The organism is Nonomuraea sp. NPDC003201, assembly GCF_053590415.1.
In genome coordinates this window covers 1-21,225 of record NZ_JBSFTC010000204.1, presented here as the reverse complement: position 1 = coordinate 21,225, position 21,225 = coordinate 1, and the positions used below count along the sequence as shown (strand labels likewise).

At 72.0% G+C, this 21,225-nt stretch carries 18 protein-coding genes and 2 pseudogenes; 7 read left to right on the top strand and 13 right to left on the bottom strand.

The features are described 5' to 3' along the window. Both ACWDX9_RS43070 and ACWDX9_RS43065 read left to right on the top strand, forming a co-directional pair. On the top strand, positions 1-2,245 hold a 2,245-nt coding region (locus ACWDX9_RS43070), incomplete at its 5' end, for an FAD-binding and (Fe-S)-binding domain-containing protein (protein WP_449965264.1). A gap of 25 nt (positions 2,246-2,270) precedes the next feature. Then, on the top strand, positions 2,271-3,833 hold the full coding sequence (locus ACWDX9_RS43065) for an SLC13 family permease (RefSeq protein WP_449965262.1): 1,563 nt from the start codon (positions 2,271-2,273) through the stop codon (positions 3,831-3,833). Positions 3,834-4,067: 234 nt separating this feature from the next. On the opposite strand, the pseudogene ACWDX9_RS43060 reads toward ACWDX9_RS43065, so the two are convergent. Together ACWDX9_RS43060 and ACWDX9_RS43055 are read right to left on the bottom strand one after the other, a co-directional pair. Then, a pseudogene (locus ACWDX9_RS43060) lies at positions 4,068-4,214 on the bottom strand (hypothetical protein); the annotation flags it as partial. Positions 4,215-4,419: 205 nt separating this feature from the next. After that, positions 4,420-5,613, bottom strand: coding sequence for an aminotransferase class I/II-fold pyridoxal phosphate-dependent enzyme (locus tag ACWDX9_RS43055; protein ID WP_449965260.1), 1,194 nt, complete (start codon positions 5,611-5,613; stop codon positions 4,420-4,422). Between the two features lie 253 nt (positions 5,614-5,866). On the opposite strand from ACWDX9_RS43055, the pseudogene ACWDX9_RS43050 reads away from it, so the two are divergent. Both ACWDX9_RS43050 and ACWDX9_RS43045 read left to right on the top strand, forming a co-directional pair. Further along, positions 5,867-6,346, top strand: a pseudogene (locus ACWDX9_RS43050) (ATP-binding cassette domain-containing protein); the annotation flags it as partial. A gap of 25 nt (positions 6,347-6,371) precedes the next feature. Then, positions 6,372-6,536 carry an ABC-2 family transporter protein gene (locus ACWDX9_RS43045; protein ID WP_449965257.1) on the top strand — a complete coding sequence of 55 codons (165 nt, stop codon included), beginning with the start codon at positions 6,372-6,374 and terminating at the stop codon, positions 6,534-6,536. Positions 6,537-6,557: 21 nt separating this feature from the next. Here the strand turns inward: ACWDX9_RS43045 and ACWDX9_RS43040 are convergent, their stop codons facing one another. Further along, positions 6,558-7,724: a globin domain-containing protein gene (locus ACWDX9_RS43040; RefSeq protein WP_449965255.1), complete on the bottom strand. Its 1,167-nt coding sequence runs from the start codon at positions 7,722-7,724 to the stop codon at positions 6,558-6,560. Between the two features lie 44 nt (positions 7,725-7,768). Further along, positions 7,769-8,230 (bottom strand): RrF2 family transcriptional regulator, encoded by a 462-nt coding sequence (locus tag ACWDX9_RS43035; protein WP_449965252.1) that lies wholly within the window; start codon positions 8,228-8,230, stop codon positions 7,769-7,771. Between the two features lie 68 nt (positions 8,231-8,298). Here ACWDX9_RS43035 and ACWDX9_RS43030 point away from each other — a divergent pair, with 68 nt between their 5' ends. Then, the gene (locus ACWDX9_RS43030) at positions 8,299-10,224 is read left to right on the top strand and encodes a hypothetical protein (protein WP_449965250.1); all 1,926 of its coding nucleotides are present in this window, start codon (positions 8,299-8,301) and stop codon (positions 10,222-10,224) included. A 41-nt stretch (positions 10,225-10,265) separates the two neighbouring features. Here the strand turns inward: ACWDX9_RS43030 and ACWDX9_RS43025 are convergent, their stop codons facing one another. The 4 genes from ACWDX9_RS43025 to ACWDX9_RS43010 form a co-directional block, all read right to left on the bottom strand. Next, a complete protein-coding gene (locus ACWDX9_RS43025; protein ID WP_449965247.1) occupies positions 10,266-10,523 on the bottom strand; it encodes an enoyl-CoA hydratase-related protein in 258 nt (85 codons plus the stop codon). A gap of 25 nt (positions 10,524-10,548) precedes the next feature. Continuing rightward, positions 10,549-11,376, bottom strand: coding sequence for a PIG-L family deacetylase (locus ACWDX9_RS43020; RefSeq protein ID WP_355195777.1), 828 nt, complete (start codon positions 11,374-11,376; stop codon positions 10,549-10,551). Positions 11,377-11,447: 71 nt separating this feature from the next. Next, on the bottom strand, positions 11,448-12,881 hold the full coding sequence (locus ACWDX9_RS43015; protein WP_449965244.1) for a tetratricopeptide repeat protein: 1,434 nt from the start codon (positions 12,879-12,881) through the stop codon (positions 11,448-11,450). A 55-nt stretch (positions 12,882-12,936) separates the two neighbouring features. Next, positions 12,937-14,031, bottom strand: a complete 1,095-nt coding sequence (locus tag ACWDX9_RS43010) for a glycerophosphodiester phosphodiesterase (RefSeq protein WP_449965241.1) — start codon at positions 14,029-14,031, stop codon at positions 12,937-12,939. Between the two features lie 122 nt (positions 14,032-14,153). On the opposite strand from ACWDX9_RS43010, the gene ACWDX9_RS43005 reads away from it, so the two are divergent. Continuing rightward, the gene (locus ACWDX9_RS43005; protein ID WP_364249342.1) at positions 14,154-14,882 is read left to right on the top strand and encodes an SDR family NAD(P)-dependent oxidoreductase; all 729 of its coding nucleotides are present in this window, start codon (positions 14,154-14,156) and stop codon (positions 14,880-14,882) included. Here ACWDX9_RS43005 and ACWDX9_RS43000 read toward each other — a convergent pair whose 3' ends face one another. The 4 genes from ACWDX9_RS43000 to ACWDX9_RS42985 are packed head-to-tail and all read right to left on the bottom strand — an operon-like array spanning position 14,883 to position 18,692. Beyond that, the gene (locus ACWDX9_RS43000; RefSeq protein WP_350727768.1) at positions 14,883-15,893 is read right to left on the bottom strand and encodes a LacI family DNA-binding transcriptional regulator; all 1,011 of its coding nucleotides are present in this window, start codon (positions 15,891-15,893) and stop codon (positions 14,883-14,885) included. It abuts the gene before it with no gap. A gap of 24 nt (positions 15,894-15,917) precedes the next feature. Next, positions 15,918-16,730 (bottom strand): ATP-binding cassette domain-containing protein, encoded by an 813-nt coding sequence (locus tag ACWDX9_RS42995; protein ID WP_350727767.1) that lies wholly within the window; start codon positions 16,728-16,730, stop codon positions 15,918-15,920. After that, positions 16,727-17,689 (bottom strand): ABC transporter permease, encoded by a 963-nt coding sequence (locus ACWDX9_RS42990; RefSeq protein ID WP_449965237.1) that lies wholly within the window; start codon positions 17,687-17,689, stop codon positions 16,727-16,729. Before ACWDX9_RS42990 ends, ACWDX9_RS42995 begins: the two co-directional genes overlap by 4 nt. A 10-nt stretch (positions 17,690-17,699) precedes the next feature. Continuing rightward, the gene (locus ACWDX9_RS42985; RefSeq protein WP_449965234.1) at positions 17,700-18,692 is read right to left on the bottom strand and encodes a substrate-binding domain-containing protein; all 993 of its coding nucleotides are present in this window, start codon (positions 18,690-18,692) and stop codon (positions 17,700-17,702) included. A gap of 148 nt (positions 18,693-18,840) precedes the next feature. Between ACWDX9_RS42985 and ACWDX9_RS42980 the strand changes: the two genes are divergently transcribed. Next, positions 18,841-19,794 carry a carbohydrate kinase family protein gene (locus ACWDX9_RS42980; RefSeq protein WP_449965233.1) on the top strand — a complete coding sequence of 318 codons (954 nt, stop codon included), beginning with the start codon at positions 18,841-18,843 and terminating at the stop codon, positions 19,792-19,794. Here the strand turns inward: ACWDX9_RS42980 and ACWDX9_RS42975 are convergent. Next, positions 19,795-21,225: SbcC/MukB-like Walker B domain-containing protein (locus tag ACWDX9_RS42975; RefSeq protein WP_449965230.1), on the bottom strand; the 1,431-nt coding region annotated here is incomplete at its 5' end.

Below are 21,225 nucleotides of genomic sequence, written 5' to 3'. Positions count from 1 at the left end.
CGTGGCCGGGGCGCTGCGGGGGGTGGACCTGTCCGGGTTCCCGCGCTTCTGGCGGCACTCGGGCGGCTACCGCCTGGACCTGGCCGCCCGTGACCTGCCCGACCTCACCAAGCTGGTCGTCGGCTCCGAGGGCACGCTGGCCGTGGTGACCGAGGCCACGGTCGGGCTGGTGGACCGGCCCCGGGCCAAGGCCATCGCCGTCGGCCACTTCACCTCCACGCCGTCCGCCATCGCCGCCACCGCGGACGCGCTCTCCTTCGAGGCCGCCTCGGTCGAGCTGATCGACAAGGCCATCCTCGACCTGTCCAGGCGGCGCGTGGACTACGCCGGGCTCGGCGACATCCTGTCCGGCGACCCCGAGGCGCTGCTGTTCGTCGAGTTCTTCGGCGACAGTCCCGCCGAGGTGGCCGACCGCGTGGACAAGCTCGCCGCCACCTGGAAGGCGAACGGCCACGGCTACCACACCCTGCGGGCCGTCACCGCCGGGCAGCAGGCCGCCGTGCTCAAGGTCCGCAAGGCGGGGCTCGGGCTGCTGATGGCCTCCAGCGTGGGCAGCCGCCGGCCGCTGGCGTTCGTGGAGGACACGGCCGTGCCGCCGGAGCGGCTGCTGCCATACGTCGAGGAGTTCGCGGAGATCCTCTCCCGGCACGGGCTCTCCGCGGGCTTCTACGGCCACTGCTCGGTCGGCTGCCTGCACATCCGGCCCTTCGTCGACCTGCGCGTGCCCGGCGAGATCGGCACCATGCGCGCGGTCGCCGAGGAGATCGCCGAGCTGGCCGCCCGGCACGGCGGCGTCAACTCCAGCGAGCACGGTGACGGGCTGGCGCGCTCCGAGTTCAACCGGCGGCTGTTCGGCGACGCGGTCTACGAGGCGATGCGGCGGATCAAGCACGCCTTCGACCCGCGCGGCCTGCTGAACCCCGGCAAGATCGTGGACGCGCCCCCGATGACGGAGCACCTGCGCGATCCCGCGATGCCCGCGCCGAGCCCGCTGCGCACCACCCTGTCGTTCGCGGAGGGCATGCACGCCGCCGCCGACCGGTGCATGAACGTCGGGGTCTGCCGCAAGGACGACACGGGCGTCATGTGCCCGTCTTACATGGCCACCCGCGAGGAGGAGCACTCCACCCGCGGCCGGGCCAACGCCCTGGTCAAGGCCCTGTCCTCGGACGACCCCCGGCAGGCCCTCGGCGACGGGCGGCTGCACGGGATCCTCGACCTCTGCCTGGAGTGCAAGGCCTGCCAGTCGGAGTGCCCGCTGGGCGTGGACATGGCGGCGATGAAGAGCGAGTTCCTGCACCAGTACCAGGAGACCCACGGCGTGCCGGCGCGGTCGCGGCTGTTCGGGGCGATCCGGACGCTCAACCGGCTCGGCTCGGCCACCGCGCCCCTGTCGAACTGGCTGGCCGCCCCCCTGCGCGGGCCGCTCGGGCTGAGCACGCGGCGGCCCCTGCCCCGCTTCCGCCGCGACAACCTGCTCCGCTGGTTCGCCCGCCGGCCGCCCGCCGCCGGGCGCCGTTCCGGGCGGCGGGAAGTGATCCTGCTCGCGGACTCCTTCACCTCCTTCAGCGAGCCCGGCATCGGGCGGGCCGCCGTCGAGCTGCTGGAGCGCGCCGGCTATCAGGTGCGCCTGGAGTCCGAGGGCTGCTGCGGCCGCTCCAGCATCTCCAAGGGGCTGCTGGACCGGGCCCGCGCGATGGCCGAGGCCATGGTCGGCCGGCTCGCCGGCTCGGACGCGCCGATCGTCGGGCTGGAGCCGTCCTGCCTGCTCACGCTCAAGGACGAGTACGCCGCGCTGCTCCCCGGCGACCCCCGGGTGGCGGCGGTGGCGGCGCGGGCCAGGCTCATCCCCGAGCTGCTGGCGGAGGCCGTCGACGACGGCTCGCTACCGCTGAACGGCGGGCTGAGCGGGCGCCGGATCCTCCTGCACGGCCACTGCCACGAGAAGGCCGTCGTCGGCACCGCGGCCACGCGCGAGCTGCTGTCCAGGATCCCGGGGGCGGAGGTGGAAGAGATCGACGCCGGCTGCTGCGGCATGGCCGGTTCGTTCGGATTCGAGAGCGAGCACTACGACCTGTCCATGAAGATCGGCGGCCTCCGGCTCTTCCCGGCGATCGCCGCATCCTCGCCCGACACCCTGCTGGCGGCCACGGGGGTCTCGTGCCGCCAGCAGATCGCCCACGGCGCGGGACGCGCTGCCCGCCATCCGGTCGAGCTCCTCCACCAGGTGGTCGACCTGCCATAACGCTCGGGGGAGATCGGAGTACGCAGTGTCCGCAGAGCTCCTGTCCATTCTCGCCCTCATCGTCATGTTCGTCATCGCGACCGTCTTCCCCGTGAACCTGGGCGCGCTGGCCCTGGTCGGCGCCTTCCTCGTCGGCACGCTGGCCGCCGGGATGAGCACGGACGACATCCTGGGGGCCTTCCCCGGCAGCCTGTTCGTGATCCTGGTCGGGGTGACGCTGCTGTTCGCGATCGCCACCAACAACGGCACGGTCGACTGGCTCGTACGGGCCGCCGTGCACCTGGTGCGCGGCCGGCTGGCCGCCATCCCGATCGTGGTGTTCGCCATCTCGGCGCTGCTGACGGCCGTGGGCGCGCCGGCCCCGGCGGTGGCGGCGATCCTGGCGCCCATCGCTTTCGGGTTCGCGGCCGACTACCGGATCCATCCGATGCTGATCGGGCTCATGGTGGCGCACGGCACGCAGGCGGGCGCGTTCTCGCCGATCAGCGTGCTGGGCGGGATCGTGAACGGGGTGAGCAGGGACGCGAAGCTGCCCGGGGACGACCTGGTGCTGTTCCTGTCGAGCTTCGCGTTCAACGCGGCTGCGGCGGCGGTCGTGTTCTTCATCTTCGGTGGCCGCCACCTGGTCAATCGCGGCGCCGTCTCCCCCGACGCGCCCGCCCCTTCACCCGTCTCCCCTTCACCCGCCGCCTCCTCGCCCGTCGCCTCCTCGCCCGTCTCCCCTTCACCCGCCGCCTCTTCGGCCGCCGCCTCCTCGCCCGTCGCCTCCTCGCCCGTCTCCTCTTCGCCCGTCTCCTCTTCGGCCGTCGCCTCTTCGGCCGCCGCCTCTTCGGCCGCCTCGCCTTCGGGTGGGGCCGCCGCCGGCCCGTCGTCCAGCGGGTCCGCCCCCGGGGCCGCGGCCACGTCCGTCTCCGTGGAGACCGCCGACGATGCCGCTGCTCCGGAACCGGCCCCCGACGCCTCCGACGCGGGGTCCGGTGGCCTGCGCCTCACCCCGCACCAGGCGCTGACCCTGACCGGCATCGTCGCCCTCTGCCTGGCGGTGCTGGTGTTCAAGCTGGACGTCGGCCTGACCGCCGTCACCGTCGCCGTCGTCCTGTCCCTCACCTCCCCCAGGACGAACAAGGGCGCCGTCGAGCGGGTGGCCTGGCCGACCGTGCTGCTGATCTGCGGCGTCGTCACGTACGTGGGCGTGCTCCAGGAGATCGGCACCGTCGACTACGTGGGCTCGGCGGTGGCGGCGATCGGCATCCCGCTGCTGGTCGCGCTGCTCATCTGCTACGTCGGGGGCGTGGTGTCGGCGTTCGCCTCGACGGTGGGCATCCTGGGCGCGCTGGTCCCGCTGGCCGTGCCGCTGCTCAACCAGGGCTCCCTGGGCCCGGTCGCGATGATCGCGGCGCTGTCGGTGTCGTCGGCCATCGTGGACGTCAGCCCGTTCTCGACCACGGGGGCGCTGCTGGTGGCCAACGTCAGGGGCATGGAGCGGGACGCCTTCTACCGCAAGCTCCTGGCGTACGGCGCGGCGATCGTCGTGGTGGGGCCCCTGGCGGCCTGGGCCGTCCTGGTGGCACCGGGCTGGCTCGGCTGACGCCATCCCGGTGGCGCCCGGCCGCCTCGGCCGACGCCGCCCTGATGACACCCAGCCGACTCCGCCGACGCCAACCTGGTGACACCCAGCCGACTCAGCTGACGTCGTCGGGACAAGCCCCGCAACCCGGGGAGCGCGGGCCTCTTCGGGTTGCGGGCCGCTCACTCCTGTCGGTTGCGCTCGCCCCTGTCGGTTGCGCTCGATCCAGGCGGTAGCGACTCGATCCAGGCGGTAGCGCTCGATCCAGGCGGCGTGCAGCTCGTCGGCCTGGCGCCGGTGGCCGGCCACGATCGCGCGTCCTTGGGGCAGGTCGAGGCCCAGGAAGCCGAGGATCTCCCGTGTCACCCCCGACGGGTCGGCGTCGAGCTCCTCGTACCGCACCCGGTGCGGCCGTTGGCGTCCTTGGCCGCGGCCTGATGAGCGAGCATGATGGTCTCCCGCTCGCGCGTCGGTGCCGCGCTCGAACACGAGCTCCCCCGCGCCGTCGAGCGGGGCCGGGCGCGCGGCTGCACGGAAGCGATTTCCTGCCCTCCGACGACGCCGTACGAGATGTCGCGGCACCTGCCACCGCCGTCCGAGCCTGCCGCTACCCCTCGCGGACGAGCCGCAGGCGGCGTCCGGCCGTAGCGAACGCCGACACGATGCGTTCCTCCTGGGCCTCGGTGTGGGCGGCGGTAATGCTGACCCGGATGAGCGCCTCGCCGGGCGGGACTCCGGGCGAGATCATGGCGGTGGTGAAGACGCCTTCGTCGAACAGCTCCCGCCACAACTGGAAGCACAGGAGGTCGTCGCCGACCGGCACCGCGATGACCGGCCGATCGGAGGGGACGACCGCGTAGCCCATCGCGGACAGTTCCCCGCTCAACCGCTGTGCCGCCGTCCGCAGACGGTGACGGCGCTCCGGCTCCGCGATGATGATCTCCAGAGCGGCCAGCGCGGCCGCGGCGCACGCCGGGGACAACGCGGCCGTGAACACCATGGACCGCGCGTAGTGCCGCAGGTAAGCGATGATCTCCTCGGGGCCGGCCACCGCGCCCCCGAGGGTGCCCAGTGCCTTGGAGAAGGTGATGGTCTGCAGATCGACCGCGCTCTCCAGCCCGTGGTGCTCGGCCGCCCCTCGGCCTGTCGCACCGAGCAGGCCGATGTCGTGGGCGCTGTCCATGACCACGCGGGCGCCGTACGCGCGGGCGAGCTTGGCGATGCCCGGCAGGTCGCACACGCCGCCGGAGGTGGAGAACATGCCCTCGGTGATGATCAGCCGCCCGGCGCCAGGGCCGGAGGCGTCGAGCAGCCGCTGCAGATGGTCCATGTCGTTGTGCCGGTAGCGGCGTAACCGTGCTCCGCCCAAGCGTACGGCGTCGATCAGGCAAGCGTGGACCAGCCGGTCACCGATCACCGTGTCACCGGGCCCGATCAGCGCCCCGAGGGCGAGATTGGCCAGATAGCCCGCGCTGGTCACCATGACCGCCGCCCGTCCCAAGAAGGCCGCCAGTCGCGCCTCGAGCTCCTCGTGCAGCGCGAGCGAGCCGTTGCTGAGGCGTGAGCCGCCGCTGCCGGTGCCCAGCCGCCGTGTCGCCCGGACCGCTGCCTCCTTCACGCGTTCGTCGCCCGACAGGCCGAGGTAGTCGTTGGAGCCCGCCTGCACGAGCACCCGCCCGTCGATCACGACCTCGCCCCTGTCCGACCGCTCCTCGATCGCCTGATAATAGGGATAGACGCCGAGGTCCTTCACGAACTGATATGTCTCGGGCAGCCGGCATTTCGCGAACACATCGACCATGGCTTCTCGCCTTCCGAGCGGTTTCGTTGCACGGGCTCTCGTGAAAAAGTCTGCTCGATCGGTCCGCTGCCGTCGCCGTCCACGGGGCGGCCCAGGGCCTGGCGGGGCCTTCATCCGTATTCACCACCCTCGTTGCGGAAGCGGACCACCGTGTGCCTGCCGCCAGGGATGGACCATCTGGGTCTCGGCCACCTCCGGCTAGGGGCCGTGAAAACAAGTTGCAGCGTGCGCGCCCCGAAGAAAGTATTCGTGCATGATCCGGGTCGAGGGACTAACCAAGGTCTTCCGCCGGCCACGCACCTTCCCCGGCCCTTTCGGGGCGTTACGCACACTGGTCACCCGGCAGTACGACCACAAGACCGCTGTCGACGACGTCAGCTTCGCGATCGACGAGGGCGAGGTCATCGGCTACCTCGGACCGAACGGCGCGGGCAAGTCCACCACCATCAAGATCCTCACCGGCATCCTCACCCCGACGACCGGCACCGTGCGGGTCAACGGTCTGGTGCCCTGGCGCAGCCGCTCGGCCAACGCGCGCAACGTCGGCGTGGTCTTCGGCCAGCGCAGCCAGCTGTGGTGGGACCTGCCGCTGATCGAGTCGTTACGGCTGGTGGGCTCGCTCTATGACGTTCCCGCCGCGCGCTTCGAGACGTCGCTGAAGAAGGTGCGCGACCTGCTCGGGCTCGACGAGTTCCTCGACACCCCGGTGCGCCAGCTCAGCCTCGGCCAGCGGATGCGGGGCGAGGCCGCTCACGTTCGTGCTGCCGGTCGCGTTCGTGGCGTACGTGCCGGCGAGCGTCGTGCTGGGCAAGCTCGGCAACCCCTGGGCGCTGGCCGCCCCGCTGGTGGGAGTGATCCTGATCGTGCTGGCCTACCTCGTGTGGCGGCGCCAGCTCGACCACTACCAGAGCGTCGGCCATTGAGCTCCGCCCCGGGAGCCGCTTTCAGGCCGCGCCGAGCCACAGGTCCGGGCCGAACACCTCGTAGTGGATGTCGCGCGGGGCGACCCCGGCCGTGATGAGCTCGCCGCGCGCCGTCCGCATGAACGGCACAGGCCCGCACATGTAGACGACCGCGCCCGCCGGGATGTCCACCCCGGCCAGGGACATCCTCCCGGTACGGGGGTGGCCTTCCTCGTACCAGAAGATCCGCTCCCCGCCGGGCAGAGCGTCGGCCAGGCGTTCCATGTCCGAGCGCAGGGCGTGGGCGGCCGGGGAGCGGTCGGCGTGCAGCACCAGGACCCGGCGGGTGTCGCCGGTGAGCGCGAGGTGCTCCAGCATCGCGGTGATCGGGGTGCAGCCGATGCCCGCCGAGACGAGTACGAGCGGGGCTTTGCCGCCGTCGAGCGCCACGTCGCCGAACGGCGCGGCCAGGGTCAGTTCGTCCCCCTCCTTGGCGGTGGCGTGCAGGAGGCTGGACACCTCGCCGTCGCCGACCCGCTTGACCGTGATGCGGCGCAGGCCGTCCGCGCCGTTCCCCGAGAGCGTGTACTGGCGGAGCTGGCGGACGCCGTCGGGCATCCGTACCCGTACGCTGACGTACTGGCCGGGCCGGGCGGACGGGGCCGGCGCGTCGCCGACCGGCCGCAGCACCAGCGACATGGCGTCCGCGGTCTCCTCGCGCCGCTCGGCCACCCGCCACTGCCGCCAGGTGTCGCCGTGCCGGGCCCCCGCGTCGGCGTACAGGCGGGCCTCGATGGCGATGAGCGCGCCGGCCATCAGCCAGTACACCTCGTCCCAGGCCGCCGCGACCGCGGGCGTGACGGCGTCGCCGAGCACCTCGGCGATCGCGCCGAACAGGTACTTCTGGACGATCACGTACTGGTCGTCGGTCACCCCCACCGCCGCGTGCTTGTGCGCGATGCGCGCCAGGAGCGCGTCGGGGCGCTCGTCCGGGTTCGCGACCAGCGCGGCCGCGAACGCCGCGAAGGCGCCCGCCAGGGCCTGCCGCTGCTCGCCGTTGCGCTGGTTGCCGCGGTTGAACAGCCCGTCGAGCAGTTCGGGGCGGTCGGCGAACATGGACTCGTAGAACCTGGCCGTGATCGTCTCGAGCCGCGCCTTCACGACGGGCAGGGTTTCGCCGACGATCGCCGCGCTCTCAGCGGACAGCATGAGACCTCCCAGAAAGGACCATAAATTGGTATCTGGGATTCATATTAAGCAATGGCGGGGTCGGTCCCCTTTCCGGGGGGCGTCAACGACAGCAGAAGCGGCCCGGTCGGCGCGTCCACCAGGGACGCGACCGTGATCGTGTCGAGCGAGGCGTAGAAGGCCTCCTGGGCCTGGCGCAGCGCGGACCGCAGCCGGCAGGCCGCCCGCAACGGGCACGGCGGGTCGTCCTCGCAGCCCACCACGTCGCCCGCGGATTCGAGGGCGCGGACCAGGCCCCCGACCGTCGCCCCGCGCCCGGCCGCGGTGAGCTGCAACCCGCCGCCCCGCCCGCGCCTGGCCTCCACCACACCCAGCTCGCTCAGCCTCGCGACGGCCTTGGCGGCGTGGGTGTAGGGGACGGCGAGCAGGTCGGCGGCGGCCCGCGTGGTCAGCAGGTCGTCCGGGTCCGCCACGGCCAGCCGCATCACGATGCGCAGGGAGATGTCGGTGAAGGCGGTCAGGCGCATGCACCCACCGTAGGCGCTGTCCCGCAGTGGTACGGCAGCCTGCTCGGCTTCGTCTATCCTCGCCAGCTATGGATCTTCGAGGCAGAACCGTCGTCGTGGCGGGCAGCTTCCGTACCGAGTCCGTCGCGAAGCTGAAGGCGCGGGTCGAGGCGGCCGGGGCGAGCGTCGTGGACGAGGTGTCGCGTTCGGTGGACGTCGTGTTCGACGGGTACGACGGCGGTTACCCGAACGAGCACGTCCGCGCGGCGGAGCGGCTGGGTGTGCCGGTGATGCCGGTGACGGAACTGCTGGCGCCGGCCCCGCGTACGGGGTCCGGGGATTTCCCCGATCTGGACGCGGTGCGGGACGATCCCGCCGCCCTGCTCGAACTGCTGGAGGAGGCCGACTGGTCGGCGTTCGAGCCGGAGCGGGACCTGCTGCCGTTGCGTGATCTTCTGGCCGAAGTGGAAGAGCGGCAGGGCGTCACCGGCGCGCACCTGCTGGCCACCGAGCGCCTGCGCGAGCGCGGGGCGCGGCTGCGGCACCCGTACACCATGTTCGGGGGTGGCTTTCAGGACTACGCGCTCAGCCCGTGCGGCCGCTACCTCGCCACGGGCCGTGGCCTGACGAAGGACAACTACGACGGCACCGGTCCGCTGCAGGTGTGGGAGATGGCCACGGGGCGCCTCGTCAACACCATCGACATCATGTACGGCGTCGGCTGGCCCGGCCGCCGCGACACCGTGCAGTGGTCGGCGGACGGGACCCGGGTCGCGCTGGCGTTCTGCACGAACAACGTCGGAGTGTGGGACCCGTTCGGCGCGCGTACGAATCCGTACGGGAGCGCGGACGTCACGGACGGGTACGACGCCGCGGCGATCTTCACCCTGGCCCCCGACGGCCGCCGGGCCTACATCTCGATGAGCAGCGAGCACGAGATGATGGGCTGCGTCGCGGCGCTGGACGAGGGCAAGGTCTTCTACAACGACTACCGCCACCACAACACGGGCCCCGAGCCGGCCATGCTGACCGAACCGCTGCCGGAGGAGGCGAAGGAGCGGCTCAAGGACGACTACTTCTCCTTCCGCCGGGTGCGCTGGTCCCGCGACGGCGGGCGGCTGCTCGGGGACAACGACACGTGGGCCGCCGTGGTCGATCTTCCGGGCGGGCGGATGCGCTGGCTGGCGCTGACCGCCGGCCCGGTCGCCTGGAGCCCGGACGATCGGTACGCCGCCGCGCTGACGCCGGGCCGCCCGCGCCGGCTGACCGTCTTCGACGCCGGCACCGGGCAGCGGGTGGGCGACCCCGTGGCCCAGGCCGAGGGGTCGCTGCACTGGGGCATGCGCGGGTCCGAGGCCCGGCTGGCGGTCGTGGTGGAGGACGGCGGCGGTGTCGACGTTCACGACGTGCACGGGCGCCACCAGTACCACCTGCCCATCGCCATCACGAGGCGCGTCGGCCGGTACTTCTACGACGGCCAGGAGCGCCCCTGGGCCTGGGAGAGCTCCGGGGACTTCGGCGCGTGCCTGACCGCGGACGGGCGGGCGGAGGTGTGGTCGCTGGGCGACGAACCGGCACTTGTCGGGTCGATCGAGGCGCCGGACGGGACGGAGGCGGTGCTGTGGGGCGCGGACGGGGTGCTCGCGCTGATCGGCGCGCAGACGCTGCGCTTCGTCGGCGCCTTCACGGGTGCCGTGCTGGGCGACTTCGTGTTCGGCCGTTACTTCGACAGTGAACGGAGTCCGCTCGACGACGATTACGCGACCTTGCACGGGATGTTCCGGTCGGACGCCTTTCCCCTGGCGGACTCCTCGTGGTGCGCCATCGCCGATCCCGCCGTCGGCCCTGCCGCGGCCCTGGTGATCGCCGACGAGGACCGCCTGAACTCCCCGGACGACCTCGACGCCGTCCTGGCCTGGACCATCGACCGCCGCTTCTCCTGGCCTGTCCGCTGGGGCCGGCTCGACGTCGTCGCGAGCGTCGAGGCGGCGTCCGCCCTCCTTCGCCGGACCTGAAGCACGACAGGCAGGCCCTGCTGAGCCGTCCGCGCCCGCCGCTAGTCGGCCGACAGCAGCAGGAACACGCCCATCGCCAGCGCCCCGTCGCCGCCCGCCGCGAGCGCCTTCAGGTCGAACCCGGCCGAGAAGACCCCCTCCCGGCCCTCAAGCAGCACGACCGCCGAGTCGGCGGCCGCCCGGTCGAGGGCGGCGCCGAGCTCGGTCAGCATCTGGACCGAGACCGCGTTCACCTTGCCGTCGTCCATGGTGATGGTGGCGACGGAGTCCTTGAGCTGATAACCGACGAGGGCGCCCATAGGGCTCAGAATAATGTTCTGGAGGCTAGCCGTCACGCAGTCCCGCGAACAGGTCCTCCTCATGATCGGGCGCGTCCACCTTGCACAGCTTCCGCTCGAACGCCTCGTGCGAGAACGCCTGCTGCTGCACCTCCTCGGGCATACGGAGCAGGAAGATGTTCTCGCCCTGGCTCTCGTGCGCCCTGAGCGCCTTGAGCTTGCGCTCGACGAACGGCGCGATGTCGACGACGCTGGTGACCCGCTCGTCGGGGGTGCCGAAGTCGTCGGACGGCTGGAAGTCGCCGAGGTCGACCCCGCTGGCCCGCATCATCTCGAACATCTGCTTGATGCCGGACCGAGGCATGGCCGTGTAATAGAACTTGTCGGGAATGCCGGTCTGCTCGACGGCCGCCACCGTGACGCGGTGGGCCTGGACGTGGTCGGGATGGCCGTAACCGCCACCGCCGGTCTCGTCATAGGTCACCACGACCTGGGGCCGGTAGTGCTCCATCAACGCGGCCAGCTTGGCGGCGGCCGTCTCGACCGGCACGTTGGCGAACGCGTCGGGGTGGGCGTTGGCGTCCCAGCCCTCCATGCCGGAGTCACGGTAGCCGAGCAGCTCCAGGTGGTCGATGCCCAGGTGGGACACCGACTCGCGCAGCTCGGCCAGCCGCTGCTCGGCCACCGCCGCGTCGTCGTGGCCGTCCTCGCCCGGCTTCACGCCGCCCTGGCCGTCACCCTGCTCACCATTGGTGCAGGTGACCAGGACCGTGCGGATGCCCTCGTCGGAGTAGCGTGCCAAGATGCCGCCGGTGCTGAGGCACTCGTCGTCGGGGTGTGCGTGTACGACCATCAGGGTGAGTTGGCGTTCCATGGCGGCAAACACTACCCGCCGGCTCCGACAGTTCCCCGGCCAGGACCCGGCCGCCGTTGCCGGCTCCCCGGCTAGGACCGGCCGCCGTCCAAGACCGGATCGCCGACACGCAGGCCGCCGTTGCGGGCCAGCTCCCCGGCGCGCAGGCGGGCGGCCGCGGCGGCGCCCCGTTCACCCAGCTCATCGGCGAGGGCGGCCTGCTTGAGCCAGTTGTACGGGCTGCACGGCCGGACGTTGACGCGCTCGCTCACCAGCACCCGCGCGATGTCCCACCGCCCCGCCCGCAGGGCCGCCTCCAGCAGGGTCTTCTGAACGGCGTCCCGCTGCGCGTGGCTGCCGCCGAACTCGTTGACCCGGTGCCTGATCGGATACAGCAGGTCCACGACCGCGTCATAGTCGCCCCGCCCGAAGGCCACCAGCGAGCGGCACACCGGCAGGCCCACCCTGAGCGTCATGTCCCGGTTGGTGACGCCCGGACGCGGCTCCAGCACGTACGCCTCGCGCGTCGCGATCAGCTTCTCCGCCTCCCCGACCCGCCCGGCGCCCACGTACGACATGACCGCGTGCATGTCGTTGAACGCGTTGAACGGCTCGGCCACCCTGCCCGGCCACGCGTCGGCCAGAGCGCGCCAGCGCTCGTGCTGCTCGGAGCCCTCCAGGTGGAGCCGCCAGAGCAGGGCGGCGGCGTCCAGCAGCTCCATGCAGGTCTCTCCGCCCGCGAGCACCGAGTCGTAGATCGCCAGCGCCCGCGCCTCGTCACCGGACTCCAGCGCGAAAAGGCAGTAGTGCCACCAGTTGTGGATGTTGAAGAACGTTCCGGTGGACCAGTCCGGGACCCGCGCGTCGAAGTAACGCAGCCCCTCCCCGAACCGCCCCTGCATCTCGTACGTGTGCACGACCGCGTGAATGCCCCACACGTCGCGCGCGTTCAGCTCGACCGCCCGCAGCCCGGCCTCCTCCGACCGGTCGTAGTGCCCCGCCTCCTCCAGGCCGAAGGCGTACATCCCCAGCACGTGGCCGAAGTGCGGGTCGTCCTCCCGCCAGGCGTTCAGGGCCCCGCCGATCCGGTCGCGCAGCGAGCGCGCGTCGCCGGTGAAGAAGTCGACCTGGTGCCCGGCCGCCAGCGCCAGGGCGTCGCGCGGGTGCTCCACGGTGATCTCGCCGAGCAGCCGCCCGCACGTCAGCCAGTCGCCGTCGAGCAGCGCCTGCACGGCCGCCACGTGGGCGCGCTCGCGGGGCAGCAGCGACGACTCGTCGATCCTGTCCCGGAACGCCCCGAACCGCGCCCGCGCCTTCCGCGCGTCATCGACCTCGGTGGTGAGCAGCCCGAGGTACGCGCTCAGGACGTTGCCCATCGGGAAGCCGGGCGACTCGGCCAGCGCCGCCTTGGTCTCGGTGGCGACCTCCACCCGCAGGTGCAGCAGTTCGTCGATCGCGCGGTCGTAGTGCCGCGCCGCGGCGGCGCCGGCTCCGGTCATCGCCAGGCCGTGCTGGTCGTTCCTCACCGGACCAATGTACCCACTGATCCGGTGGGGAATAGGGCCGACGCCCCACGGGTCCCTACGCCTGCCGTCGGCTCACCACGGCCCTGCCCATGGCGGGGTCGTCGCAGAAGGCGCCGTCGATGCCCAGGTCGATCAGCTTCGACAGCCACCCCATCACGTTCCCGGTGGCCCGGGGGTAGACGGGGCTGGCCGGGTTGCCGAGCCGGTAGTCGGCGGGCAGCTGCGAGTTCTCGTTGCGTACCGTCCAGACGTGCACGTCCAGCCGGCGCCGGTGCGCGTCGGCGACCAGCGTGGTGGGTTCGAGGGTCTTGCCCGAGGCGTCCTGGGGCACCACGCGCCGGGTGTCCACCCCGATCCCGTTCGCGTACGAGGCCACCTCGCGCAGCCCGTCCGGCTTGACCATGTCGTCGTACGTGCGGGTGCTCCCGGAGGCGACCCAGTCGTACGGCGCGCCCCCGAACGTGATCAGCTGGATCAGCGGCAGGCGGGTCTTGGCGCGCAGCTCGCGCAGGTTCGCGGTCTCGAAGGACTGGATGTACGCCTTGCGCACGCGATACCGGTTGAGCACGTCCAGCAGCGGCTCCTCCAGCGACAGCCCGATGGAGTCGAAGTACGTCGGGTGCTTGGTCTCGGGGTAGACGCCGACGCCGCGCTCCTGCGCCAGCTTCACGACCTCCTCGAACGTCGGGATCTCCGGCAGCCCGTCGAACGCGGTGTTGTCCGGCCGCAGGTCGGGGACGCGCTCCTTGGCGCGCAACGTCTTCAGCTCGGCCAGCGTGAAGTCCTCGGTGAACCAGCCGGTGATCGGCCGGCCGTCCACGGTCTTGGTGGTGCGCCGGTCGGCGAACTCCGGGTGCGCGGACACGTCGGTCGTCCCGGAGATCTCGTTCTCGTGCCTGGCGACCAGCACGTGATCCTTGGTCGAGACGAGGTCGGGCTCGATGTAGTCGGCGCCCATGGCGATGGCGGTCTCGTACGACAGGAGCGTGTGCTCGGGCCGGTGGGCGCTCGCGCCCCGGTGGCCGATCACGATGGGTGCCTGGCCGCGGCGCTCGGCCGTGGCGGGAGTCGTCTGGGTCAGCACGACCGCGACGGTACCGCCGGCGACGACTCCGGCCAGCACACTCGCGAGTAACCTGCGCATTCTCATGCGCGCACCGTAGACCGCCCAGGTGGACCGCGAGTTACGCGTGAGCACACAGTGGAAGACGTACGGAAACGCCCCATTCCAACGTGCCGTCAACGCCTCAGTCACGGGGAAGATTGGGTGACATGACCCAACTCACTGGCCGCGTGGCCCTGCTGACCGGCGCGTCGGGCGGCATCGGGCAGGCGATCGGGCGCCGCCTCATCGCCGCGGGAGTCAGGACCGCCTTCACGTACGGCACCCGCTCCGAGCACGCCGACGACCTGGTGGCGCGGGCGCGGGCCGCCGGCGTGGACGCGATCGCGCTCCCGGGCGACCTGGCCGACCCGCAGGTCCCGGTCGCCCTGCTGCGTGCCACGGCCGACGCGCTCGGCCCCGTCGACCTGCTGATCTCCAACGCGGGCTATGCCATCCAGCAGGAGTACACGGCGGTGGACGCGGTGACGTGGGACCGCACGATGGCGGTCAACCTGCGCGCGCCGTTCCTGCTGGCGCAGCACTCGCTGCCGGGGATGGCGGCGCGGGGGTTCGGGCGGGTGCTGTTCATGTCGTCGATCGCGGCCTTCACCGGCGGCATCGTCGGCCCGCACTACGCCGCGTCCAAGGCGGCGCTGCACGGCATGCTCCACTTCCTGGCCGCCCGCGTGGCCTCGCACGGCGTGACGGTCAACGCCCTGGCGCCCGCCCTGATCGAGGACACCGCGATGCTCCCGGCCACGGCGAGCCCGAGCCATCTCCCGGTCGGCCGCTTCGGGCGGCCTGAGGAGGTCGCCGACCTGGCCCTGGCCGTCCTCCGCAACGGCTATCTGACCAGCCAGGTCCTCAGCCTGGACGGCGGCGCCTACCCCCGCTAGCTACCTGGGGGCCGGCAGCTCGCCCGAGCCCCGGACGACCAGCCGGGTGGGCACCAGCGTCCTGCGGGCCTTGGAGCGGTCGCCGTCCAGCCGCGCCAGCACCTGCTCGGCCGCCGCGGCCCCCATCCGCGCCGGATCCTGGGCCACGACCGTCAGCGGCGGGTCCAGGCACTCGGCCAGGGGCAGGTCGTCGAAGCCCACCAGCGCCACGTCCCTGCGGCGGGCCCGTGACAGCGCCACCACCGCGCCCGTGGAGGCGAGGTTGTTGCCCGCGAACAGGGCGGTCGGCGGATCGCCGAGGGCTAACAGCCGCATCGTGGCCCGGGCCGCGGCCTCCTGGTCGTGGCCGGTCTCCACCAGGCCCCGGTCGAACGGCAGCCCCGCGCCTTCGAGCGCGTCGCGGTAGCCCTGGAAGCGTTCGCGGCGGGTGTAGAGGGCGGCGGGCACGTCGCCGACGAAGCCGATCCTGCGGTGGCCGTGGGCGATCAGGTGGGCGACGCCGGCCCTGGCGCCCTCCCGGTTGGCGCTGACCACGCTGTCGGCGGTCAGGCCGACGGCCGGCCGGTCGAGGAAGACGATGGGCAGGCCGGCCACGCGTTCGTTGCGCAGGTGGCGGTGGTCGCTGGTGGCCGAGGGGACCACCATGAGCGCGCTGACCCTGCGGGCCAGGAACGTCGCGATCAGCGACTGCTCCAGGTCGGCGGTCTCGCTGGAGTTGCCGACGATGAGGGTGAGGCCGCGGGCGCGGACGGCGCTCTCGATGCCGCCCGCGACCGTGCCGAAGAACGGGTTGCCCATCTCGGGGATGACCAGGCCGATCGCGGCGTCGCGCGCGCCGACCCGCATGTTGCGGGCCATCAGGTTGGGCTGGTAGCCCAGCTTCCTGACGGCCTCCATGACGCGCTCGCGGGTCTCGACGGCGACCGGGCCGTCGTCGTTGAGCACCCGCGAGACCGTCTTCGCCGTGACGCCGACCTCACGCGCCACATCTGTCATCGTCGGACGCCGCATTGCGCCCATGTTAGTGGCCGCCCATCAGGACAACCCGATAGCCTCCGCCGCGCCCTGGTCCGCCACCACCGCCTTGCCGTCCGAGACCTGAAGGGCGCCGGTCATGATGGCCACCACCTCGGCCATGCTGTGGTCACCCGGCTTGATCTGGGCGACCCGGCGGCCGAGGCGCTGGACGTGGATGCGGTCGGCGATCTCGAACACGTGCGGCATGTTGTGGCTGATCAGCACGACCGGCGTGCCCCCGTCGCGGACCCGTTTGATCATGTCGAGCACCTGGCCGGACTCCTTGACGCCGAGCGCGGCGGTGGGCTCGTCCATGACCACGACGTGCGTGGCCCACGCCACCGCCCTGGCCACGGCCACGCCCTGCCGCTGGCCGCCGGACAGCGACTCGACCGGCTGGGTGAGCGAGCGCAGCCCGATCTTGAGCTCGGCCATGTGCCGGGCGGACTCCTCGCGCATGCGCTTCTTGTCGAGCATGCGGAAGACGCTGCCGAGGATGCCGGGCTTGCGGATCTCGCGGCCGAGGAACATGTTCGTGGCGATGTCGAGCGAGGCCGCCACCGCGAGGTCCTGGTAGACGGTCTCGATGCCCTGCCGGCGTGCCTCCAGCGGGTCGCGGAAGCGCACCGGCTTGCCGTCGAGCAGGATCTCGCCGGTGTCGGGCTGGAGCGCGCCCGTGAGCGCCTTGATGAGGCTGGTCTTGCCGGCGCCGTTGTCGCCGATGACGGCGAGCACCTCGCCGGGCATCAGCTCGAAGTCGGCGCCGTCGAGCGCGGTCACGTGGCCGTAGCGCTTCACCAGGCCGCGGGCCTGGAGCACGGGGGTCGTCATCGGTTCCTCCTGCGGGAGAGCTGGTCGACCGCGACGGCGAGGATCACCAGGATGCCGGTGATGAGCGTCTGGTAGATCGACGGTACGCCCATCAGCTGCAGCCCGTTGCGGAACACCCCCACGATGAGCGCCCCGACGAGCGTGCCGATCACCAGGCCGCGGCCGCCGAACAGGCTCGTCCCGCCCAGGACGACCGCGGTGATGCTGTCCAGGTTGTCGGTCTGGCCGGCCTGCGGGTCGCCCACGCCGGTACGCGAGACCAGCAGCAGGGCGGCGATGCCGTACACGAAGCCGGCCAGCGTGTAGACGCCGATGGTCAGCCGGCGCGTCCTGATGCCGGTCAGGCGGGCCACCTCGGGGCTGTTGCCGAGCGCGTACACGTGGCGGCCCCACGCCGTGGAGCCGAGCAGGTACGCGAACAGCAGGAACAGCAGGATCGTCAGCAGCGAGCCGTAGGTGACGTTCGTCTGCCCGACCTGGAACGTCTGGCCGAGGAACGTCAGCACCGGCGGCAGGTCCGTGACCGTCTGCTCGTTGGAGTAGATGTGGGTCAGGGCGAAGACCACGTTCAGCATGCCCAGCGTCACGATGAACGGCGGCAACGAGATCCGTGTCACCAGCAACCCGTTGACCAGCCCGAACAGCGAGCAGACGGCGAGCCCGGCGGCGATCGCGAGGACCGGCGGCAGGCCGCTGTCCACGGCCAGCTTGGTCATCACGATGCCGCCGAACGCCATGATCGCGCCGTTGGACAGGTCGATGCCCGCGGTCAGGATGATCAGCGTCTGGCCGATGGCCAGCGTGCCGACCACCATGACCTGCTGGATGATCAGCGAGAAGTTCGGGCCGGTGAAGAACTGGTCGGTCCTGAGCGCGAAGAACACGCAGGCCAGGACGAGCGCGGCCAGCGGGCCCGCGACGGGTGCGGAGATCAGGCGGCGCGGCAGCGTCGCTTCCATGACGGCCATGTCAGCCCCAGCAGTTCGCCAGGCCGAAGGCCGTGTCCTTGGCCTCGACGCCGGAGACGGACTTGTCGGTGATCAGGGTGACGCCGGTGTCGGTGTAGCCGGAGGCCTTCTTGCCGGTCTTGGCGAACTCCGACACCGCCTTGACGCCGTCCTCGGCCATCTTGAGCGGGTACTGCTGGCTCGTGGCGGCGATCTGGCCCGACTTCACGGCCTTGGTGCCGGTGCAGCCGCCGTCCACGGAGACGATGAGCACGTCCTTCTCGCGGCCCTTGGCCTTCAGCGCCGTGTACGCGCCCAGCGCCGCGGGCTCGTTGATCGTGTAGACGAGGTTGATGTCGGGGGCCTTCTGCAGGCAGTTCTCCATGGCGGTCTGGCCCTTGGCCTGGTCGCCCCTGGTGTCCTGGGAGCAGACGACGGACGGGTCTCCCTCCGCGATCCCGTACCCCTTCAGGAAGCCGTCGTGCCTGAGCTGGCCGACGGTGATGCCGGGGGCCAGGTCGAGGGTGGCGATCTTGGCGGGCTTGCCGGCCATGGCGGCCTTGGCGTACTGGCCGATCAGCTCGCCGGCCTTCAGGTTGTCGGTGGCGAACAGCGCGTCCGTGGCGTCCTGCGGGTCCGTCGGCGTGTCCAGCGCGATGACGAGCACGCCCGCGTCGCGGGCCTTCTTGACGGCGGGCACGATGGCCTTGGTGTCGCTCGGCGTGATGAGGATGCCCTTCACACCGGCGGCGACCATGTTCTCGATGGCCGTGATCTGGGAGGCGTTGTCGCCGTCGAACTTGCCGGCGGCGGTCATCAGCTCCATGCCGTTGGCCTGGGCCGACTTCTGGGCGCCCTCCTTCATCTTCACGAAGAACGGGTTCGTCTCGGTCTTGGTGATGAGGCCGACCTTGGGCGTCGCGGAGGAGCTCTGCCCGGCGCCTCCGCCCCCGCCGCCACATCCGGTGACGAGAAGGGCGGTGGCCAGGAGTCCGGCCGAAATCTTTGCATTCATGGGCGGTTCCTATCAGGGGGGACCCGATGTCATCGTTGACATATGTCAACGTTGACATCCGCTGTGCTGCGATGATGGACTCCCATCCGAGAAACGTCAATGCCCCCATGCCGTAACAAATCGGCAACGTGCCTGAAAGGCAGGCTCGATGATCGCTGTCCTGGGCGAGTGCGTCGCCGACGGCTTCACCACCCGCTCCCCCGGCGACCACCCCCTCATATCCGGGCCTGCCGAGCACGGCGGGGAGGCGATGGAGCTGGGGTTGCGGGTGCTGCCGGGCGGCGGGCCCGCGAACACGGCGGTGGCGCTGGCCCGGCTCGGGACCCCCACGCGCTTCCTCGGCCGCGTCTCCGGCGACGTGTTCGGCGAGCTGTTCCGCCGCCACCTCGCCTCCTCGGGCGTGGACCTCTCGGCCGCCATCGACGCCAAGGAGCCCAGCACGCTCGCCGTCGCCGCCCTCGACGCCGGCGGGCAGGCCGAGTACACCTTCTACGCCGACGGCACCGCCGACTGGCAGTGGACCCCGTACGAGCTGGACCTGGACCGCCTCGGCCCGGTCGCCTGCCTGCACACCGGATCGCTCGCCCTGGCCAGGGAGCCGGGCCGGACGGCGGTGGAGGCCTTCGCGCGGGAGGCCGCCGGGCGCGCCACGATCTCGGTCGACCCGAACGTCCGCCCCAGCCTCGCCTCCCTGGCCGACTACCCGGTGTCGCGCTGGTGCGAGTGGACCGACATCCTCAAGCTCAGCGCGGACGACCTCGACTTCCTGCTGCCCGGCGTGCCGATGGAGCGTGCCTGCGACACCTGGCACGCCGCCGGCGCCCGGCTGATCGTCGTCACGAGGGGCGCGGCGGGCGCGCTGGTGTCCCTGGACGGCGAGCGCGCGTCGGTGCCGGCGCCGGAGGTGAACGTGGTGGACACGGTCGGGGCGGGCGACTCCTTCACCGCGGGCCTCCTGCACAGCCTCGCCGCCAAGAACCTCCTGGGGGGCCGCCTGGACGGCCTCGATCTGGGGACGGCGGTGGAGGCGGCCGAGTTCGCGGTGAGGGTGGCGGCACTGACGTGCTCGGTCGCGGGCGCCAACCCACCCTGGACCGTGTGATCATTCCGTCGGGACCGTACGGTAGCCGTTCCAGACGAAGCGGGCGGTCGTCACCGCGTCGTCACCGTCGCCGGTGATGAGCTGGTGGACGGCGATCCCGTCGAGCTCGCGGTACTCGCACCACTCGTGGTCGGACGTGAGCACCAGGTCCAGCCCCAGGTTAACCAGCAGGTCGAACACCTGCCCCCGGTTCGTCCTGTCCACCCCCACGAACACCTCGTCCAGCAGGATGAACCGGGGACAGCCCGGGTCGCTCTGGTAGTGCGCGGCCACCGCGGCGAACAGCGGCAGGTGCAGCGCGATCGCCTTCTCCCCGCCGGACAGCGCCCCGTGCAGCTTCCTGGTGAGGTCCTGCCAGCCCTGCCCGTCGCCGCGGTCCAGCCTGACCGTGAACCGGTGCCAGGCCGTGTAGTCGAGCACCTTCATGAGCTGGTCCTCCCAGCTCGCCGACGAGTTGTCGGCCCGCGCCTCCTCCACCCGGTCCCTGAAGAAGACGTACAGGGCCTCCCTGTCGGCCTCGTCCAGCCCGGCCGGGTCGCGCAGCAGCAGGTCGCGGGCGGCCCGGGTGCCGGGCGACTGGGTGGGATCGACCTGCCACACCAGGCGGACGGCCACCCGGGAGGCGGTGCGGACGCGTTCGAGGCGCTGGTTCATGCCCTCCACCAGCGCGGTCGCCTGCCTGATCCGGTCGGCGAGGTGCCGCCGCGTGTCGCCGGCCAGCGTCCGGTCGAACAGGTCCCGCTCCGCCTCCGTGATGTCCGAGCGCCGCTCGTCGCGCTCCTTGCGCAGCGCCTCGCTGAGGGCGGCGGCCCCCGCCCGGACACCGGCGACGGTGGCGGTCAGCAGCTGGACGTCCTCGTCGGGCGTCAGCTCCAGGTCCGCGCGGTCGGCGAGGATCTCCCTGGCGTGGTGGAAGGCGTCCAGCAGCCGCGCCTCCGCCTCCTTGACGTTCTTCTGCTCGTACGGCACCGCCGCGAGCTGCTCGGCGACGTCCCCGGCCGAGACCAGCACGGCCCGCACCCCGGCGTCGCGCGCCAGCTCGACCGTCGCCCGCGCGTCGGCCGCCAGGTGCCCGGCCGTCAGGCCGCGGAAGCGTTCGGACACCTCGTCCCGCACCCGTCCCGCCTCGGCGTGCTTCTCCTCGGCCGTGCCCAGCTCGCCCCTGAGCTCGCCGAGCCGGGCGTGCATGCGGGCCAGGTCGTCGTTGACCGAGCGGATGAGGCGGCGGCAGGTCTGGTACGCGGCCTGCGTCTCCTGGAGCCGCTCCAGCACGCGCAGGTGCTCGGCGCCGACCGTGGACTCGACGGCCGCGAGCTTCTCCGCCAGCGTGACGGCGCCGGCCGCGGCGTCCTCGGCGCGTTCGACGGCCCTGACCGCGAGCTCCTGGTATTCGCCGGCGGTCTCGGCGGCGTGCTGGGCGCGCTCCGCGGC

Bases quoted from the DNA above. Each gene is read 5' to 3' on its own strand.
- ACWDX9_RS42980 (WP_449965233.1), top strand. From the start codon at position 18,841: ATGATCGCTGTCCTGGGCGAGTGCGTCGCCGACGGCTTCACCACCCGC.
- ACWDX9_RS42990 (WP_449965237.1), bottom strand. From the start codon at position 17,689: ATGGAAGCGACGCTGCCGCGCCGCCTGATCTCCGCACCCGTCGCGGGC.
- ACWDX9_RS43040 (WP_449965255.1), bottom strand. From the start codon at position 7,724: ATGCTGTCCGCTGAGAGCGCGGCGATCGTCGGCGAAACCCTGCCCGTC.
- ACWDX9_RS42985 (WP_449965234.1), bottom strand. From the start codon at position 18,692: ATGAATGCAAAGATTTCGGCCGGACTCCTGGCCACCGCCCTTCTCGTC.
- ACWDX9_RS43035 (WP_449965252.1), bottom strand. From the start codon at position 8,230: ATGCGCCTGACCGCCTTCACCGACATCTCCCTGCGCATCGTGATGCGG.
- ACWDX9_RS43030 (WP_449965250.1), top strand. From the start codon at position 8,299: ATGGATCTTCGAGGCAGAACCGTCGTCGTGGCGGGCAGCTTCCGTACC.
- ACWDX9_RS43010 (WP_449965241.1), bottom strand. From the start codon at position 14,031: ATGAGAATGCGCAGGTTACTCGCGAGTGTGCTGGCCGGAGTCGTCGCC.
- ACWDX9_RS43000 (WP_350727768.1), bottom strand. From the start codon at position 15,893: ATGCGGCGTCCGACGATGACAGATGTGGCGCGTGAGGTCGGCGTCACG.
- ACWDX9_RS43005 (WP_364249342.1), top strand. From the start codon at position 14,154: ATGACCCAACTCACTGGCCGCGTGGCCCTGCTGACCGGCGCGTCGGGC.
- ACWDX9_RS43025 (WP_449965247.1), bottom strand. From the start codon at position 10,523: ATGGGCGCCCTCGTCGGTTATCAGCTCAAGGACTCCGTCGCCACCATC.
- ACWDX9_RS43055 (WP_449965260.1), bottom strand. From the start codon at position 5,613: ATGGTCGATGTGTTCGCGAAATGCCGGCTGCCCGAGACATATCAGTTC.
- ACWDX9_RS43020 (WP_355195777.1), bottom strand. From the start codon at position 11,376: ATGGAACGCCAACTCACCCTGATGGTCGTACACGCACACCCCGACGAC.
- ACWDX9_RS42995 (WP_350727767.1), bottom strand. From the start codon at position 16,730: ATGACGACCCCCGTGCTCCAGGCCCGCGGCCTGGTGAAGCGCTACGGC.